The 15,689-nt window shown below is 71.2% G+C and carries 12 protein-coding genes; 11 read left to right on the top strand and 1 reads right to left on the bottom strand.

What is annotated here, in order from left to right; genetic code table 11:
• Nucleotides 1–21: 21 nt before the first annotated feature.
• The 7 genes from ACZ4MH_RS24425 (at nucleotide 22) to ACZ4MH_RS24395 (ending at nucleotide 8,853) form a co-directional block, all read left to right on the top strand.
• The gene (locus ACZ4MH_RS24425) at nucleotides 22–747 is read left to right on the top strand and encodes an FkbM family methyltransferase (protein ID WP_351590684.1); all 726 of its coding nucleotides are present in this window, start codon (nucleotides 22–24) and stop codon (nucleotides 745–747) included.
• A gap of 3 nt (nucleotides 748–750) precedes the next feature.
• Nucleotides 751–1,965: a cytochrome P450 gene (locus tag ACZ4MH_RS24420; protein WP_351590681.1), complete on the top strand. Its 1,215-nt coding sequence runs from the start codon at nucleotides 751–753 to the stop codon at nucleotides 1,963–1,965.
• Nucleotides 1,962–2,204: a phosphopantetheine-binding protein gene (locus ACZ4MH_RS24415; protein WP_351590678.1), complete on the top strand. Its 243-nt coding sequence runs from the start codon at nucleotides 1,962–1,964 to the stop codon at nucleotides 2,202–2,204. Before ACZ4MH_RS24420 ends, ACZ4MH_RS24415 begins: the two co-directional genes overlap by 4 nt.
• Complete coding sequence (locus ACZ4MH_RS24410; RefSeq protein WP_351590675.1) at nucleotides 2,201–3,463, top strand: ATP-grasp domain-containing protein; 1,263 nt, start codon at nucleotides 2,201–2,203, stop codon at nucleotides 3,461–3,463. The genes ACZ4MH_RS24415 and ACZ4MH_RS24410 overlap by 4 nt, the downstream gene beginning before the upstream one ends.
• A gap of 15 nt (nucleotides 3,464–3,478) precedes the next feature.
• Nucleotides 3,479–4,705: a cytochrome P450 gene (locus tag ACZ4MH_RS24405; protein ID WP_351590672.1), complete on the top strand. Its 1,227-nt coding sequence runs from the start codon at nucleotides 3,479–3,481 to the stop codon at nucleotides 4,703–4,705.
• A gap of 22 nt (nucleotides 4,706–4,727) precedes the next feature.
• On the top strand, nucleotides 4,728–7,913 hold the full coding sequence (locus ACZ4MH_RS24400; protein WP_351590669.1) for an amino acid adenylation domain-containing protein: 3,186 nt from the start codon (nucleotides 4,728–4,730) through the stop codon (nucleotides 7,911–7,913).
• Between the two features lie 61 nt (nucleotides 7,914–7,974).
• On the top strand, nucleotides 7,975–8,853 hold the full coding sequence (locus ACZ4MH_RS24395; RefSeq protein ID WP_351590666.1) for an alpha/beta fold hydrolase: 879 nt from the start codon (nucleotides 7,975–7,977) through the stop codon (nucleotides 8,851–8,853).
• A gap of 60 nt (nucleotides 8,854–8,913) precedes the next feature.
• Here the strand turns inward: ACZ4MH_RS24395 and ACZ4MH_RS24390 are convergent, their stop codons facing one another.
• The gene (locus tag ACZ4MH_RS24390) at nucleotides 8,914–10,383 is read right to left on the bottom strand and encodes an MFS transporter (protein WP_351590663.1); all 1,470 of its coding nucleotides are present in this window, start codon (nucleotides 10,381–10,383) and stop codon (nucleotides 8,914–8,916) included.
• 232 nt (nucleotides 10,384–10,615) lie between these two features.
• Here ACZ4MH_RS24390 and ACZ4MH_RS24385 point away from each other — a divergent pair, with 232 nt between their 5' ends.
• The 4 genes from ACZ4MH_RS24385 to ACZ4MH_RS24370 form a co-directional block, all read left to right on the top strand.
• The gene (locus tag ACZ4MH_RS24385; RefSeq protein WP_351590660.1) at nucleotides 10,616–11,239 is read left to right on the top strand and encodes a TetR/AcrR family transcriptional regulator; all 624 of its coding nucleotides are present in this window, start codon (nucleotides 10,616–10,618) and stop codon (nucleotides 11,237–11,239) included.
• Nucleotides 11,240–11,401: 162 nt separating this feature from the next.
• Nucleotides 11,402–13,708 carry a glycoside hydrolase family 78 protein gene (locus tag ACZ4MH_RS24380; protein WP_351590658.1) on the top strand — a complete coding sequence of 769 codons (2,307 nt, stop codon included), beginning with the start codon at nucleotides 11,402–11,404 and terminating at the stop codon, nucleotides 13,706–13,708.
• A gap of 8 nt (nucleotides 13,709–13,716) precedes the next feature.
• Complete coding sequence (locus tag ACZ4MH_RS24375; protein ID WP_351590656.1) at nucleotides 13,717–14,976, top strand: family 1 glycosylhydrolase; 1,260 nt, start codon at nucleotides 13,717–13,719, stop codon at nucleotides 14,974–14,976.
• A 245-nt stretch (nucleotides 14,977–15,221) separates the two neighbouring features.
• The coding region (locus tag ACZ4MH_RS24370; RefSeq protein WP_467754682.1) for a putative RNA methyltransferase at nucleotides 15,222–15,689 on the top strand (468 nt) is incomplete at its 3' end.

The raw sequence follows: 15,689 nt of genomic DNA, 5'->3' as shown, positions 1-15,689 counted from the left end.
AACGGCCTTACCGTGAATCATGTGGATGCCGGTGAAACGGCACTGTTGTACCGGGACATATTCACCGAGCGCTGCTACATGCAGCACGGAATATCGCTCTCCCCCGGTGACACGGTGTTCGATGTCGGCGCGAACATCGGCATGTCCGCGCTCTTCTTCCACTCGGAATGTCGCGGGCTCACCTTTCACGCCTTCGAGCCGGCGCCGATTCCCCACGCGGCGCTCACGGCGAATTTCGCCGTACACGACATCAAGGGAACGGCAACTGCCTGTGCGCTGTCCGATTACTCGGGCACCGGCACCATGTCCTACTACCCGGACTCCTCCACGATGTCGGGCTTCCACGCCGACCCGGAGGCCGAGTCGGCGCTGATGCACACCTTCCTCGAGCGCAGCGGATTCGACGACGAGGACATCGACGACATGGTGAGCGGCCGCCACTCCTCGCTGTCCATCGAATGTCCGGTGCGGACCCTGTCCGAGGTGATCGCCGAGCGCGGTGTCGACTCGATCGACCTCCTCAAGGTCGATGTCGAGAAGAGCGAGCTGGAGGTCCTGCGCGGGGTCGCGGACGCGGACTGGCCGAAGATCAAGCAGGTCGTCGCCGAGGTACATGACATCGACGGCGCGCTCGACGCGTTCACCTCGCTGCTGCGCGGCCACGGATTCACCGTCGCGCTGGAACAGGACGCGCTGCTGAGCGGGACCGAGATCTACGAGGCGTTCGCCGTCAGGAAGGAAGGCTGAGCCGTGTCCGTCACCACCGACGTCGCGGACCCCGGTCTGTACGAATCGGGTGATCCGGTCGCCACCTGGGCACATCTGCGCGCGACGACGCCCGTGTTCTGGAACGAGCACCCGCCCGGCCCCGGTTTCTGGTCGGTCATGTCCTACCGGCCGGCGCTGGAGGTCTACCGCAACACGAGCGCCTTCACCTCCGAACTGGGGATGCGGGTCGATTCCGATCCCGCGGCCGTGAAGGCCGCCGCGGGCAAGATGCTGATCGTCACCGATCCGCCGGTGCACCCGCGCCTGCGCCAGCTGATGAACTCGGCCTTCGTCCCCCGCGTCGTGGCGACGCTGGAGGAGTCCATGCGCCGGGTGATCGAGCCTCTGGTGGATCAGGTGCTGGAGAAGGGGACCGTCGAGTTCGTCAGCGAGGTCGCCGCCGTACTGCCGGCCGCGATCATCTGCGACATCATGAACGTCCCGCAGGCGGAGCGCTCGACGATGATCGAACTCACCAGCCAGGCGTTCGGCGCGTCCGTGGGCACGTCCGGCGGCTGCCCGATGGACCAGCTCCAGAAGACCGAGGCGCACTCGGAGATCTTCCTGTACTACACCGACCTCGTGGCGGAGCGTCGGCGCAACCCCGGCGACGACGTGGTCAGCGCGCTGATCCAGGGCGACATGGGCGGGCGCCCGCTCACCGACGAGGAAGTCCTGCTCAACTGCGACGGCCTGGTCACCGGAGCGAACGAGACCACCCGGCACGCCTCCGCCGCCGGCCTGGTGGCCCTCATCGAGAACCCCGGCGAATGGCACCGCCTGAAGACGGGCGAGGTGGACATCGAGTCGGCGGTCGACGAAGTACTGCGTTACACCAGCCCGGCCCTGCACGTTATGCGTGTGGCGACCCAGGACGTGGAGGTCGGCGGGCAGCAGGTGCGCGCCGGTGAGGCCGTCGCGCTCTGGAACTCCTCGGCCAACCGGGACGAGAGCGTGTTCCCGGACCCCGACCGGTTCGACCTGGGGCGTACGCCGAACCGGCATCTCACCTTCGGCCTGGGGCCGCACTTCTGCCTGGGCGCACCCCTCGCGCGGGTGGAGCTCAAGGTCCTCCTCCAGGTTCTCGCCGACCGTGTGGGTCACATGGAGATCACCGGCCCTGTGAAGCGCATGCGGTCCAATTTCATGTGGGGCATCGACCGCCTGCCGGTCGCCCTGTCGAGGGAGACGCAGTGACCGACCACACCATCGGCCCCGTCCGGGAGCACGCCGCGGCCGTCTGGGCGGAGGTCCTGAACGGCCACGCGCCCACCGACGCCGACAATTTCTTCCGGACGGGCGGCACCAGCCTGAAGGCCCTGCGGCTGTGCGCGCGACTCGGCCCGCTCCTCGGGCACCAGGTCTCCGTCAAGGTCCTGCTCAAGAACAGCACCTTCGGCGCCTTTGTGAACGCTCTGGAGAAGGGCGCCACATGAAGAAGCTGGCTGTCGTCCACGACAAAGGCGCTGTACACCCCATGGAGGTGTACAGCGGTCTGTCCGGCACCGCCTCGCTCGTCTTCGCTGTGGCGTCCACGCCCGCCGCACAACGGCTCCTGCCCGTGATGGAGCGGCTCGGCGACGTCGTCGCACTTACCGGCGAGCACACTGCCGACGTCAGGGCGCTCGCCGCCCACCGCCCCGACGGCATCGTGACCTTCAGCGAGTCGATGCTGCCCACCACGGGCGCGCTCGCCGGTTCCCTGGGCCTGCCTTACCACGATGCCGCCACCGTCACGCGGCTCACCGACAAGCACGCACAACGCGCCGCCCTGCGGCAGGCGGGCATCGACACCACGGCACAGCGTCTGCTGCGCGGTGCGGAGGACTGGGACTCCGCGGTGGCGGCCGTCGGCCTGCCGGCGGTACTCAAGCCCGCTTGGGGCGGCGGCAGCCGGGACACCCACCGCGTGGACGACGCCGAGGCCGGGCGCCGGACCCTGCGGACCCTGCTGGCGCGGGGCCCGTCCACCGCCGGTTTCGTCCTGGAGGAGCTGCTGTCCGGCAGCCCGGACTCGCCCTTCGGGGACTATGTGTCGGTCGAGAGCCTGGTCCTCGGCGGCGAACCCGAGCACATGGCGGTCACCGGCAAGTTCCCGCTCGCCCCGCCCTTCCGCGAAACGGGTCAGTTCTGGCCCGCCGCACTGGACGACGGGGCGCGGAGCGAGGTCCTGGCGCTGACGACGGGCGCGATCCAGGCCATGGGCGTCACCTCGGGCATCACCCACACCGAAATCAAACTCACCCCGCAGGGGCCGCGGATCATCGAGGTCAACGGCCGCCTCGGCGGACACATCAACGAACTGGCCCTGCGGGCCTGCGGCGTGGACATGGTCCGGCTCGCCGGGCTGACCGCGCTCGGCGAGCCGGTGGTCCCCGTCCGCACAGCCCCGGACCGGGTGTTCTGGCAGTACAACAACCCCGCCCCCACCCGCCCTTGCCGACTCGTCGAGGTCACCGGGTGGCGCGCGGCGTGCGCCGTCCCCGGAGTGAGCCGGTACACCCCGTACATACGCGCCGCGGACCTCGTGGACAGCGGTGTCATGACCCAGGCGCTGGATCTGGTCAGCGGTGACGCCGCCGACCACGCGGAGATGCGGCAGCAACTGGCGCGCGTCATGGACCTGGTGTCCTTCACCTTCGACTTCGAAGGCGAGACCCGGACGGTTCCGGCGTCCGCGCTGGCCGCCCACTGACAGGAGCCCGTTCCCATGACCGACCCGACATCCCTCGCCGGGGCCCCGTCGCTGAATGTGGACCTCACCGATCCGCGCGTCCACGCCGAGCAGGACCTCCGCCCCCTGTTCGCGGAGCTGCGGGCCGGCCGGCCGGTGGTCTGGCACCCGCCGCGCTCCGCCGGCGCGCCCGGCTTCTGGGTGGTCACGCGCCACGCCGACATGACGGCCGTGTGCCGCGACGCGGACCGCTTCGTCTCCACGGGCGGCAACGTGTTGTCCACGCTGCTCGGCGGCGGTGACTCCGCCAGCGGCCGGATGCTGGCGGTGAGCGACGGGCACCGGCACAACCGACTGCGGCGGCTGCTGTGGCAGGCCTTCACGCCCGCCGCGCTGGCCTCCCTGCGGGAACGGATCTTCGCGGCCACCGGATCTCTGATCGCCGCCGCGCTGGAGAAGGGCGAGTCCGACTTCGCCCAGGACGTCGCGGCGCGCATCCCGCTCACCGCGATCTGCGACCTGCTGGGCGTCCCGGAAGCCGATCGCGCGTTCATCCTGCGGCACACCAGCTCGGCCCTCAGCTCGGACTCGGCCCAGGAGGCGGATGCCGGTACCCGGCTGTCCCAGGGCGAGTTGCTGCTGTACTTCGCACGGCTGGCGCGGGCCCGGCGCGCCGACGCCCAGGACGACCTGATCACCCTGCTGGCGAACGGGACCGTCGACGGCGGCCGGCTGACCGACGACGAAGTGGTGTTCAACTGCTACAGCCTGATCCTGGGCGGCGACGAGACGACCCGCCTCGCCATGATCAGCGGGGTGCGCGCGCTGCTGGAACATCCGGACCAGTGGCGCGCCCTCAAGGACGGCTCGGTTTCCCTTGAGTCCGCGACCGAGGAGATCCTGCGCTGGACCTCCCCGGCGATCCATGTGGGACGTACCGCCACCCAGGACACGGTCCTGCACGGGGAGCAGATCCGGGAGGGTGACGCGGTCGTCGCGTGGACGCTGTCGGCCAACTTCGACGAGGCCGAGTTCGACCGGCCCCTCCGCTTCGACCTGGCACGCACCCCCAACCGCCATCTCACCTTCGCCTACGGCCCGCACTTCTGCATCGGCGCCCACCTGGCACGCATCGAGATCTCCGCCCTGCTCGCAGCGCTGCGCGACCTCGTCGGCAGCATCGAAGCGGCCGGGCCCGCCCTGCCCATCTACTCGACGTTCCTCCGGGGCTTCAGCAGCCTCCCGGTCCGCCTCCACCCCTGACGCCCCGACGGACGGAAAAGCCATGCCCCACGACAACCAGCCCCACGGCGACACGGCCGAGCCGATACACGTCCGCTTCGACCGGGTGGCAGCGCAGGATCCCGGCCATACCGCGCTGACGAGCGGCGAGCGGACCGTCAGCTACGGCGAACTGCGGGAGCTGACGGACGCGCTGGCCCGCCGACTGCGCCGGGCAGGCGTGGAGATCGAGACTCCGGTCGGGGTACTCGCCCACCGCTCCGTCGCGTTCGTCGTGGCCGCGCTGGCCGTGCTCAAGGCCGGCGGAACATACGTACCGCTCTCGCCCGAGTACCCCGCCGACCGGCTGCGGCACCTCGTCGAGGACGCCGACGCGCGAATGATCCTGACGACGCCCGAGCACGCCGAGCAGGCAGCGGAGTACGGCCGCCCGGTACTCGGCATCGAGGGCCCCGAGGAGGACACGGCCACCGGCGGCGTCGACACCGGGACCTTCCCGCTGCCCGACGTGCCCGTCGACTCCCTCGCGTACCTCATCTACACCTCGGGCTCGACGGGGGTGCCCAAGGGCGTGGGCGTGACGCACCGCAATCTGACCGGGCTGGTCACGCACCAGAAGTACGTCCACTTCGGCCCGGAGGAGACCTTCCTCCAGTTGGCACCGACCTCTTTCGACGCCTCCGCCTGGGAGATCTGGGGAGCGCTGCTGTCCGGGGCCCGGCTGGTGATCGCGGCGCCCTCGTACCAGGCCATCGAAGAACTGCCCGCGGTGCTGCGCGAACAGCAGGTGACCACGCTGCTGCTCACCCCGCCGCTCTTCCACGAACTGGTGCGCACCCGTATCAGCAGCTTCGCCTCGGTCCGTCAGCTCATCGTGGGCGGTGAGGCCATGGCCGTCCCCGTCGCGCGCGCCTATGCGGCCGACGCGGGCCGGCGAGGCGCCGTATTCGCCAATGTCTACGGCCCCACCGAGACGACGACGCTGGTCAGCCGGTACGAGATCAGCCACGTGGCCGAGGACGCGGCGTCGGTCCCGATCGGCCGACCGATCGAGAACGCCACGGTCCGGTTGCTGGACTCCCGGCTGCGGCCGGTGCGGGTCGGCGAGATCGGGGAGATCCACATCGGTGGAGCCTGTGTGACCCGCGGCTACCACGGCCTTCCCGGGCTCACCGCACGGCGCTTCGTCCCCGACCCCCACTCCCCCGTCCCCGGTGCGCGCATGTACGCGACCGGCGACCTGGGCCTGTTGCGCCCGGACGGGGAGATCGAGTTCATCGGGCGGGCCGACGAGCAGGTGAAGATCCGCGGCCACCGGGTGGAGCCCGGCGAGGTGGAGTCGGTGCTCATGGGACACCCCGGGGTGCACGCGGCCGCAGTCGTCGCCACCCCGTCCGAGAGCGACACCCGGCAGCTCGTGGCCCACGTGGTCACCGTGCCCGGAGCGGACGCCCCGGAGGTGCTGGCCGAAGTACGCGAACTGGCCGCGGCCGCGCTGCCGGCGTACATGGTGCCGTCCGCCTACCGCACCACGGACGCGCTCCCGACGACTCCCGGCGGCAAACTGGACCGGGCCGCGCTGCGGGACGTACGCGGCGACACACCGCCCGCGAGCCGCCCGGAAGCCGCGCCGGAGACGGCGATGTCCGAGGCGCAGCGGGCCCTGGCGGAGATCTGGCGCACCGTGCTCGACCTGCCGGAAGTGGGCCTCGACGAGGACTTCTTCGCGCTGGGCGGCGACTCCATCCTCGCGATCCGGGTCATCGGCGCCGCGGAGGAACGTGGCATCGAGATCTCGCTCACCACGCTGTTCAGCACCCCCACCATCCGCGCCATCAGCCCGGACGCCGAGCCGGAGGCCGCCGAGGCCCCCCTTGAGGAAGCCGCCCCCGCCGCGGCGGTCCCCGCGCTGCTGAGCCAGGAGGACCGGGCCGCGCTCCCCGACGGCGTGGAGGCGGCCTACCCGGCCACGACCATGCAGCTCGGCCTGATCTTCGAGAGCGTCCTCGACGAGGACGGCGCCCTCTACCACGACGTCATCTCCCGGCGGGTCGAGGGAGCCTTCGACGAGGGGTTGTTCCGCCGGGCTCTCGGCCTCGTCTCGGCCGCGCATCCGGTGCTCCGCACGCGCTTCTCCCTCGGTGATTTCAGCGTCCCGCTCCAGCTGGTCGAGCAGGACCTGGCGATTCCGCTCACGGTCGTGCGCCGGGATGCCGCGAGCGCGGGGCCCGAGGCGCCGGAGGAAGACATCGCCGACGCGGCGCGCCCCTTCGACCTGGCGCAGGGGCCGCTGATCCGCCTCCGCGTCAGCACGTTCGGCGACACCGCCTTCCAGATCACGTACGGCTTCCATCACGCGATCATGGACGGCTGGAGCGAGTCCGTCTTCGCCGCCGAACTCCTCAGCGCTTACGTGGAGTTGCTCGACACGGGCACCACCATGGTCGCCGCCGAGCCGGCCGCCGGCTACGCCTCCTTCATCGGCCTGGAACAGGCGTCCCTCGACTCCGCCGTGTCGCGCGCCTTCTGGGCCGAACGTCTCCGTTCGCTGCCCAGGAACGCCCGCCCGCAGGAGGCGCCGCGCTCCGCCGAGCGCATCAGACTGACCGAGACACTGCCGCCGTCCGTCGGCCAAGGGCTCGTGAGCGCACGGGAACTGACGCGACTGCCGCTCAAGAATCTCGCACTGGCTGCCCATCTCGCCGCCCTCGGTGCGCTCCGGAACACGACCGTCCCGGTGACCGGTGTGGTGATGAACGGACGCCCCGAGACGCCCGACGGAGACCGGCTGATCGGGCTCTTCCTGAACCTGCTGCCCCTGGGGATCGATCTCGGGGGAAGCTGGGCCGATCTGGCACGCAAGACCTTCGACCAGGAGCGCGCGCTCCTGCCGCACCGCCGGTTCCCCTATGCCGAACTGCACGAGATGGCCGGCGGGGCGCCTTTCGACGTCTCGTTCAACTATGTGCAGTTCCACGAGCGGTCGCGGCTGTCCGCACTCGGCGGCATCACGGTCGGTGAGGCCGACATCCGGGACCGGTCGAGCCACCCGCTGCGGGTGGAGGTCATCCAGGAACCGGACAACGACCTGTTGGTCCTCGATGTGGCCGCCGACCCGGGATTCTGGTCGCCCGCGCAGGTCCGCGAGGCGGTGGCCGCCCATGTCGACGCCCTCACACGGCTGGCCGAGGACCCGGCCGCACCGGCCACGGCGGCCGGCCGTCCGTGATCACCGGCCCCCGGCGGCCGGGCCCCTGAGGTCCCGGCCGCCCCGGAAGGAGCACCCGCGCATGTTCACGTTCCCCTCCTTCGACGGCGTCGAACTCGCCTACCACTCCGCAGGGGAAGGCCCCCCGGTCGTCTGCCTGGCAGGTGGCCCGGGACGCGCTTCGGCCTACCTCTCGGACCTCACCGACTGCCTGCCGGGCCGGACCGTCGTACGCCTCGACAACCGCGGCACCGGGGACTCCGCGGCACCCGATGACGCTGCCACCTACCGCGCCGCCGCGGCGGTCCAAGACGTCGAAGCCCTGCTGAAGCATCTCGGCCACGAGCGCCCCGCGCTGCTCGCGCACTCCTCGGCTGCCAACACCGCGATGCTGTACGCCCTGCGGCACCCCGATCGCCTCTCGCACCTGATCCTGGTGGCGCCGAGCAGCCGGCTGGTGGGCATCGACGTGGCGGACTTCCACCAGGCACTGCTGCTGCGTAGGCACGAGGAGTGGTACCCGCGTGCCCGTGCGGCGATCGACCGCTGGGTCGGCTCCGCCACCATGGCGGAAACCCTCCCGTACCGGGTGCCGGCGGCCCCCTTCTACTACGGCCGTTGGGACGACCGGGCACGCTCCCACGCCGCCGCCGAGCCGGAGCAGATCGGCCTCGCCGCCGCCGAGGGGTTCTACGCGGGATTCGACTTCGACGCCGCGGCCGTACGGACGGCGCTGGGACGGCTCTCCGTCCCCGTACTGGTGATCACCGGCGAACTGGATCCCTTCCCCACCCCGCGCACCGGCGAACAACTCGCGGCGGTGTTCGCCCACGGCACGTCCTTCGTCCAGCCGTCGGGCGGCCACTTCCCCTGGCTCGACGACCCCACCACCCTCGCAGCCGTAATCAATGCCCATCTCCGCGGAACAGCCGCCCGCCGGACCGGAACACCACGGCACTGACTTACGGCATCGAGGCCCCGCGCCGCCGCGCAGAAAGATGGCGCCGCGGCCCCGCGCGGCTCAGGCGGGTACGGCGTCCTCGTCCACGGGATCGCGCAGCCGTGGGATGAACAGGGAGAGCGCCAACGTCGCGAGAGTGACGAGGGCGCCGAGCCAGAACACCCCGGTGTACCCGGCGTCCTGGTAGAGCGCGGTGCCCTTCGCCACGGTGCTGTGGGCGTTCAGGACGGCGTAGGCGCCGGCGGTGAGAACGGCGCCGAACAGGCTGACCAGCATGTTGAGCATGCCGCTGCCGAGCCCCTGCTCCTCGCGCGAGACGACGCCGACGACGAGTACCGGTGCCACCGCCATCACCACGCCGGAGCCGATGTTGGCCAGGCAGGACGTCAGGGCGAGTTCGAGCTCGTCGCCGTGGAAGAAACCGACGAGCGCGTAGCCGACCGCCATGAGCACCAGCCCCGCGCTCCACACTCTGCGCGGGTCCAGGCGGCGCAGGCACCGGCCGGCGAGGAGGCCGGTGCAGAGCATCACCAGATTCCAGCTCACACTGACCACGGCGTTGTGCTGTGCCGTCCAGCCGAGACCCGCCGAGACACCGGGAATACGGGGGTACAGGGCCAGCACGATGGCGAGACCGGGCATCGTGAACGCGACGGTCTGGGCGAGTCCCGCGGCGGTGAGCGCCACAGCCACCGGGCGACGGCGCAGCACCCGCAGATCCAGGATGGGATGGGCACTGGACCGCTCGACACGGAGGAAGACGGCCAGCGCCACGAGACCGGCGGCGAGCCAGCCGAGCGTTCTGCCGTCGGCCCAGCCCCAGCTCTGCCCCTGGCCGACGCCGTAGACCAGGGCGGTCAGCCCGCCACCGAGGAACAGGCCGCCGAGCCAGTCGAAGCCGGAGTCGAAGGCGTGCCGCGGCGTCTCCGGAATCACCCAGGCGACCAGCGCGAACGCGAGGGCCGTGGAGCCGGCGAGGAACCACAGCCCGCCGCGGAAGCCCCAGGCGTCGATGAGCCAGCCCGCCAGGAAAGGTGCGCCCAGACCCACGAGCCCGACGCTGCTGCCCATGACGGCGCTCGCCGACTTCACCAGCCGGTGCGGGAAGATGTCCCGCACCGCGGCGAACGACAGCGCGCCGAACGGCCCGTAGAAACCGGCGATCGCCCGGCCCGCGAGGACGAGCCAGAAGCTGCCGGCCATGGCGGCGATGGCCTCGCCCAGCGCCCCCAGAGCGGTCATGGCGAGCATGACACGCCTCTTGCCGTACAGGTCGCCCAGCTTGATGACGAACGGCGTGAGCAGCGTGGACACCAGCGTGAGCGTCAGACCGAACCACGCCACCTGAGTGGTGTGGAAGGTCTGCGCCACGCTCGAGGTGGCGTTGGCGCCGATGATTCCGCCGGCGGCCAGCAGCTGCGTGGGCCAGGCGAGCGCGATCAGCACCAGGACGAGACGGAAGGACCATCGTCCGCTCGCGTCGGCCGGAGACGCACTGTCGGGTGAGGGGCTCGGCGACGTCAGTGTCATGCCAGCCCTCCTTTCACGGAGGTGCGGGAAGGTGAAGGCGCAACGGGAGGCGCGGAGGAACCAGTCCGCCGTCGCACAGCCCTGCGGGGGTGACAGCGCGGCAATCCATCGCGGCGTGGGGTCGATGATGACCCGAACACTTAGTGGCCGCTAGGTGTTCGTTACGTGACCCACGTCACACGTCACTTCGCCGCACGACCGGCTCGCGGCGCCGCCCCGGTAACGTGCCCTCATGGCAACACCCAGGGGGCCGCGCGGCGGCTACACGACAGGCCGCGCCCGGCGCACCCAGATCCTCGAGGCGGCGTTGGTGCGCTTCGGGCAGGACGGCTACCGCAAGACCTCGCTCGCCCGCATCGCCCGGGACGCCGAGATCACCGACGCCGGGCTGCTCCACCACTTCCGCGACAAGCAGCAACTCCTGCTGGCCGTGGTCGAGTACTGGCACGAGCGCATGGACAAGCAGTGGGAGCGCGTCTCGGACTCGGTACGGGACGCCTTCCGCTGCCACCTGGAGGACACCGCCGAGACGCTCACCATGCCGGGCATGGTGGAACTCGCCGTCGTGATCGCCGCCGAGGCGACCGCGCCCGACCACCCGGCCCACGACTTCTTCGCCCAGTGGCAGGAGAAGGGCGTCCGCGAGCTCACCGACCGGCTGCGCGACGGCAGTAACAGCGGCGAACTCAAGCCCGGCATCGACCACCAGGGCATCGCCCGCGAGTGCGCGGCCCTGGACGCCGGGCTGCGTCAGCAGTGGCTGGCCGGCGGCCGCTCCTTCGATCTCATCGCCGTGATGCGCGCCCACCTCGACCGCTTGATGCGGTCCGTTTCGGCCGACGGGCAGGGGTTGTAGCGGGTCGACCACCTGCACGGCAGGCGCACGGCGCCGATGTGGTGTTGTCATGTACTCGTCACCCCACGGGGTCGTGGTGCGCGTCACACAACTCAACACCTAGTATTCACTAGGTGTTGGCTGCATGATCGGGCCTGCCCGTCCCGCTCCAAGGAGATCCACATGCCCCGCCACTGGACTGCCCGTGCCATCGCCCCCTCCCCGGACGGGCGGCCGTCCACCGCGGCGCCCCGGCCGGGCGCGCTGCTGCGCGGCACGTTCACCGCGCGGGGAGCGGTCGCGACGGCCGAGCTCTGCGTCACCGCGCTGGGCGTGTACGAGCTGGAGCTGAACGGGACCGTCGTGGGCGATCACGTCCTCGCGCCCGGCTGGACGAGCTACCGCCATCGCCACCGCTATCAGGTCTTCGACGTCACAGGGCTGGTCCGCGAGGGCGCCAACGCCTGGGGAGCACACCTGGCCGACGGCTGGTACCGAGGCCTGCTCGGCTTCAACGGCGGCACCCGCGACATCTACGGCAGGCACACCGCACTCTTCGCCGAACTGCGCGTCGAGTACGCCGACGGCACCATCGACACCGTCGCCACCGGCAGCGACTGGCGCTGGAGCCCGGGACCCGTCGTCGCGGCCGGCCTGTACGAGGGCGAGGAGTACGACGCCCGCCTCGCGCAGGACGGCTGGAGCGAGCCCGCCTTCGACGACTCGGCCTGGCGTCCGGTGCGTGTCCTGGACTCCGGCAGCGTCGACAACTCCGACGGCTTCGACACCTCCGTGCTCTTCCCGGCCGACAGTCCGCCGGTGCGCCGCACCGAGTTCCTGCGTCCGGTCGCCGTCACCACCTCGCCGGCCGGCCGTACGATCGTCGACTTCGGCCAGAACCTGGTCGGCCGCCTGCGGCTGCGCGTCCGGGGCGAGGCGGGCCGTACCGTCACGCTGCGCCACGCGGAGGTCCTGGAGAACGGCGAGTTGTGCACCCGGCCGTTGCGGCACGCCACCGCCACCGACCGTTACACGCTGCGCGGCGCCGACGGGGGCGAGGAGTGGGAGCCCCGCTTCACTTTCCACGGCTTCCGCTACGCGGAGATCGAGGGCTGGCCGGGCGCTCTGGACCCGGCCGACGTCACCGCCGTGGTCCTCCACAGCGACCTGCGCCGCACCGGATGGTTCTCCTGCTCGGACCCGGCCCTGGAGCGGCTGCACGAGAACATCGTGTGGGGCATGCGCGGCAACTTCCTCGACGTGCCCACGGACTGTCCGCAGCGCGACGAGCGCCTCGGCTGGACCGGCGACGTCCAGGTCTTCGCCCCCACCGCGGCCTTCCTGTACGACGTGCGCGCCTTCCTGCGCTCGTGGCTCCGGGACCTGGCCGCCGACCAGGGCGACGACGAACGGCGGATCCCGCCGGTGTTCAGCCCCGACATCCCCGTGCACATCCCCGTACCGACACCCCCGGGCAACCCGCCCATGGCCGGCTGGTGCGACGCGGCCGTGATCGTCCCCTGGGTGCTGTACGAACGCTACGGCGACGCTGATGTGCTGCGCGCCCAGTACCCCTCCATGCGTGCCTGGGTCGACGCCCTCGACGGCCTCACCGGCCCCGACCGCATCCGGGACGAGGGCTTCCAGTTCGGCGACTGGCTGGATCCGACCGCGCCGGCGGACGATCCCGGACGCGCCATGACCTCGCCCTCCCTGGTCGCCACCGCGTACTTCGCGCACTCAGCACGGCTGCTCGCCCGCACCGCCGAGGTCCTCGGCGAGAAGGACGACGCCGGGCGGTATCACGCCCTGGCCGATTCCGTACGGGACGCCTTCCGGCACCGCTTCCACACCGGCGGCGGACGGCTGACGGAGGAGACCCAGACCGCCTACGCCCTCGCCCTGTGCTTCCGGCTCCTGGAGGACGGCGCCGAGCGCGCTGCGGCCGGGCGCCGGCTGGCCGCCCTGGTGGCCGACCGGGGCCACCGCATCGGTACCGGATTCCTCGGCACGCCTCTGGTGTGCGACGCGCTGACCGACACCGGCCACGTCGACACCGCGTACCGGCTGCTGACGCAGCGGTCCTACCCGTCCTGGCTGTACCAGGTCGACATGGGCGCCACCACCGTCTGGGAGCGCTGGGACAGCCTGCTGCCCGACGGCAGTGTCAACCCCGGCGAGATGACCTCGTTCAACCACTACGCGCTCGGCGCCGTCGCGGACTGGATCCACCGCACCGTGGCAGGGCTCGCCCCCGCCGAGCCGGGCTACCGCCGCCTGCTGGTGCGCCCCCGTCCGGGCGGCGGTCTCACCTGGGCGAACGCCGCGCACGAGACCCCGTACGGACGTGCCGAGATCGGCTGGCGTATCGCGGAAGACACGCTGCGCGTCGACCTGCTCGTACCGCCGCACGTCACCGCGCTGGTCGACCTGCCGGGCCGGGAGCCCGTCGAGGTCGGCCCCGGCCGGCACTCCTTCCACACTCCGTAGGAGCACACATGACACACCGCATCAGCCTGCCCGACGGCTTTCTGTGGGGCGTTGCCACCGCAGGGCACCAGAACGAGGGCGACAACGTCGCCAGTGATACCTGGTTCCTGGAGCACACGACCCCCTCGCTCTTCCGCGAGCCGAGCGGACCGGCGTGCCGGGGCTACGAGCGGTGGGAGACGGACCTCGATCTCGTCGCGGGACTCGGGCTCAACGCCTTCCGGTTCTCCGTCGAATGGGCACGCATCGAGCCCGAGCCCGGCGTCGTCTCCACCGAAGCCCTCGACCACTACGAGCACATGGTCGACGGCTGCCTCGCGCGCGGCCTCGCCCCCCTCGTGACGTTCAACCACTTCACCGCCCCGCACTGGTTCGCAACAGTCGGTTCCTGGACGTCTCCTGACGCACCGTCACGGTTCGCCGAACAGTGCGACCGCGTGATGGCACGCTTCGGCGACCGGATCGCCTACGCCGTCACCCTCAACGAACCCAACCTCGAGCAGTTGTTGCAGACCGGCGGCAAACTGCCGGCCGAGGCGGAGCTCCTCAAGACACAGATGCTCGCGGCGGCGGCACGCGCCGCGGGCAGCGCCGACTACGCCGCCTCGAACGTCATCCCGGCCGCACGGCAGGAGGAGTTCCAGGAGGCGCTCACCCACGCCCACCGGGCCGCCCGCGAAGCGATCAAGGCCCGCCGCGGCGACCTGCCCGTCGGAGTGTCCCTCGCGATCGCCGACGAGGTCGCCGTTCCCGGCGGCGAAGAACGCCGCGACGCGAAGCGTGCCGCCGTGTACGACCACTGGCTGCGCGAGGCGCGCGACGACGACTTCATCGGCGTACAGAACTACGAGCGCATCGTGCACGGGCCCGACGGCGAAGTGGCCGTCGACGGCGAACTCAACGGCATGGGGACCGCCATCGCGCCCGGCTCCCTCGCCGGCGCGGCACGCTACGCCCATGAGGTGTCGGGGGTGCCGGTACTCGTGACCGAGCACGGCATCCAGACCTCGGACGACACCCAACGCGCCGCTTTCATCCCCGCGGCCATCGACGGGCTCGCGGCCGAGATCAGCGCGGGCACGCCCGTCCTCGGCTACTGCCACTGGACCCTCATGGACAACTTTGAGTGGATCTTCGGTTACGGTGCTCAGCTCGGCCTCCACGAGGTCGACCGCGAGACCTTCCACCGCCGCCCGAAGCCGAGCGCGACGGCCTATGCCGACGTGGTGCGCGCCTACCGCGGCATGCTCACCGACACGGCGAGCTGATCGCTCGTACAATCGTGGCATGGCATTCATGAGCACCCCGCACTGCTGCTTCCTGTGATCCGGAGGCGTTGAGGGCGATGCCGGCCGGCGTCGCCCTCCTTGGTGTGCCTGCTGCGTGAACCACCTTTCCGGCGCTGCCCGTACCGATGCGGCCGGACGTCGGCCCCGCCCCTTCCCGGGTCGGCGACTTCCCGAGCGCACAAGCAGGCACGGTCCCTCCCCTTCACCGTTGCCAGGAGTGCCTTGTGCCCGTGTCGCTTCCCCCCGCCCTCGAACCGCTCCTCGACCTGCTCCGCTGCCCGACATGCCGCGCCCGTCTCCACCCCGGCCCCGGCGCACTGCGCTGCCCGGCGGGTCACACCTTCAACATCGCCCGCCAGGGCTACGTCAGCCTCCTGACGGGCACCCGCGCCACCAGCAGCGACAACGCGGCCATGACCCGGGCCCGGGACCGGTTCCTCGCCACGGGCAAGTACGGGCCCATCTGCCGGGCCGTGGCCCGTCTGGCGGCCGACGCCGTGCCCGAGCAGGGCAGGGTCATGGACGTCGGATGCGGCACGGGCTACTACCTGGCCGACATACTCGACCAACTACCCGGCACCCGCGGCCTGGGCCTGGACACCTCGGTGCACGCACTGCGCTCGGCGGGCCGGGCCCACGCCCAGGCCGCCGCGGCGAACCGGGAAGTCTTTCGTCCCTTCCCCCCCGCCCAA

Source organism: Streptomyces sp. NPDC026301 (assembly GCF_055567935.1).
This window is presented reverse-complemented; position numbering and strand designations above follow the sequence as displayed.

Bases quoted from the DNA above. Each gene is read 5' to 3' on its own strand.
- ACZ4MH_RS24410 (WP_351590675.1), top strand. From the start codon at position 2,201: ATGAAGAAGCTGGCTGTCGTCCACGACAAAGGCGCTGTACACCCCATG.
- ACZ4MH_RS24400 (WP_351590669.1), top strand. From the start codon at position 4,728: ATGCCCCACGACAACCAGCCCCACGGCGACACGGCCGAGCCGATACAC.
- ACZ4MH_RS24385 (WP_351590660.1), top strand. From the start codon at position 10,616: ATGGCAACACCCAGGGGGCCGCGCGGCGGCTACACGACAGGCCGCGCC.
- ACZ4MH_RS24375 (WP_351590656.1), top strand. From the start codon at position 13,717: ATGACACACCGCATCAGCCTGCCCGACGGCTTTCTGTGGGGCGTTGCC.
- ACZ4MH_RS24405 (WP_351590672.1), top strand. From the start codon at position 3,479: ATGACCGACCCGACATCCCTCGCCGGGGCCCCGTCGCTGAATGTGGAC.
- ACZ4MH_RS24380 (WP_351590658.1), top strand. From the start codon at position 11,402: ATGCCCCGCCACTGGACTGCCCGTGCCATCGCCCCCTCCCCGGACGGG.
- ACZ4MH_RS24395 (WP_351590666.1), top strand. From the start codon at position 7,975: ATGTTCACGTTCCCCTCCTTCGACGGCGTCGAACTCGCCTACCACTCC.
- ACZ4MH_RS24390 (WP_351590663.1), bottom strand. From the start codon at position 10,383: ATGACACTGACGTCGCCGAGCCCCTCACCCGACAGTGCGTCTCCGGCC.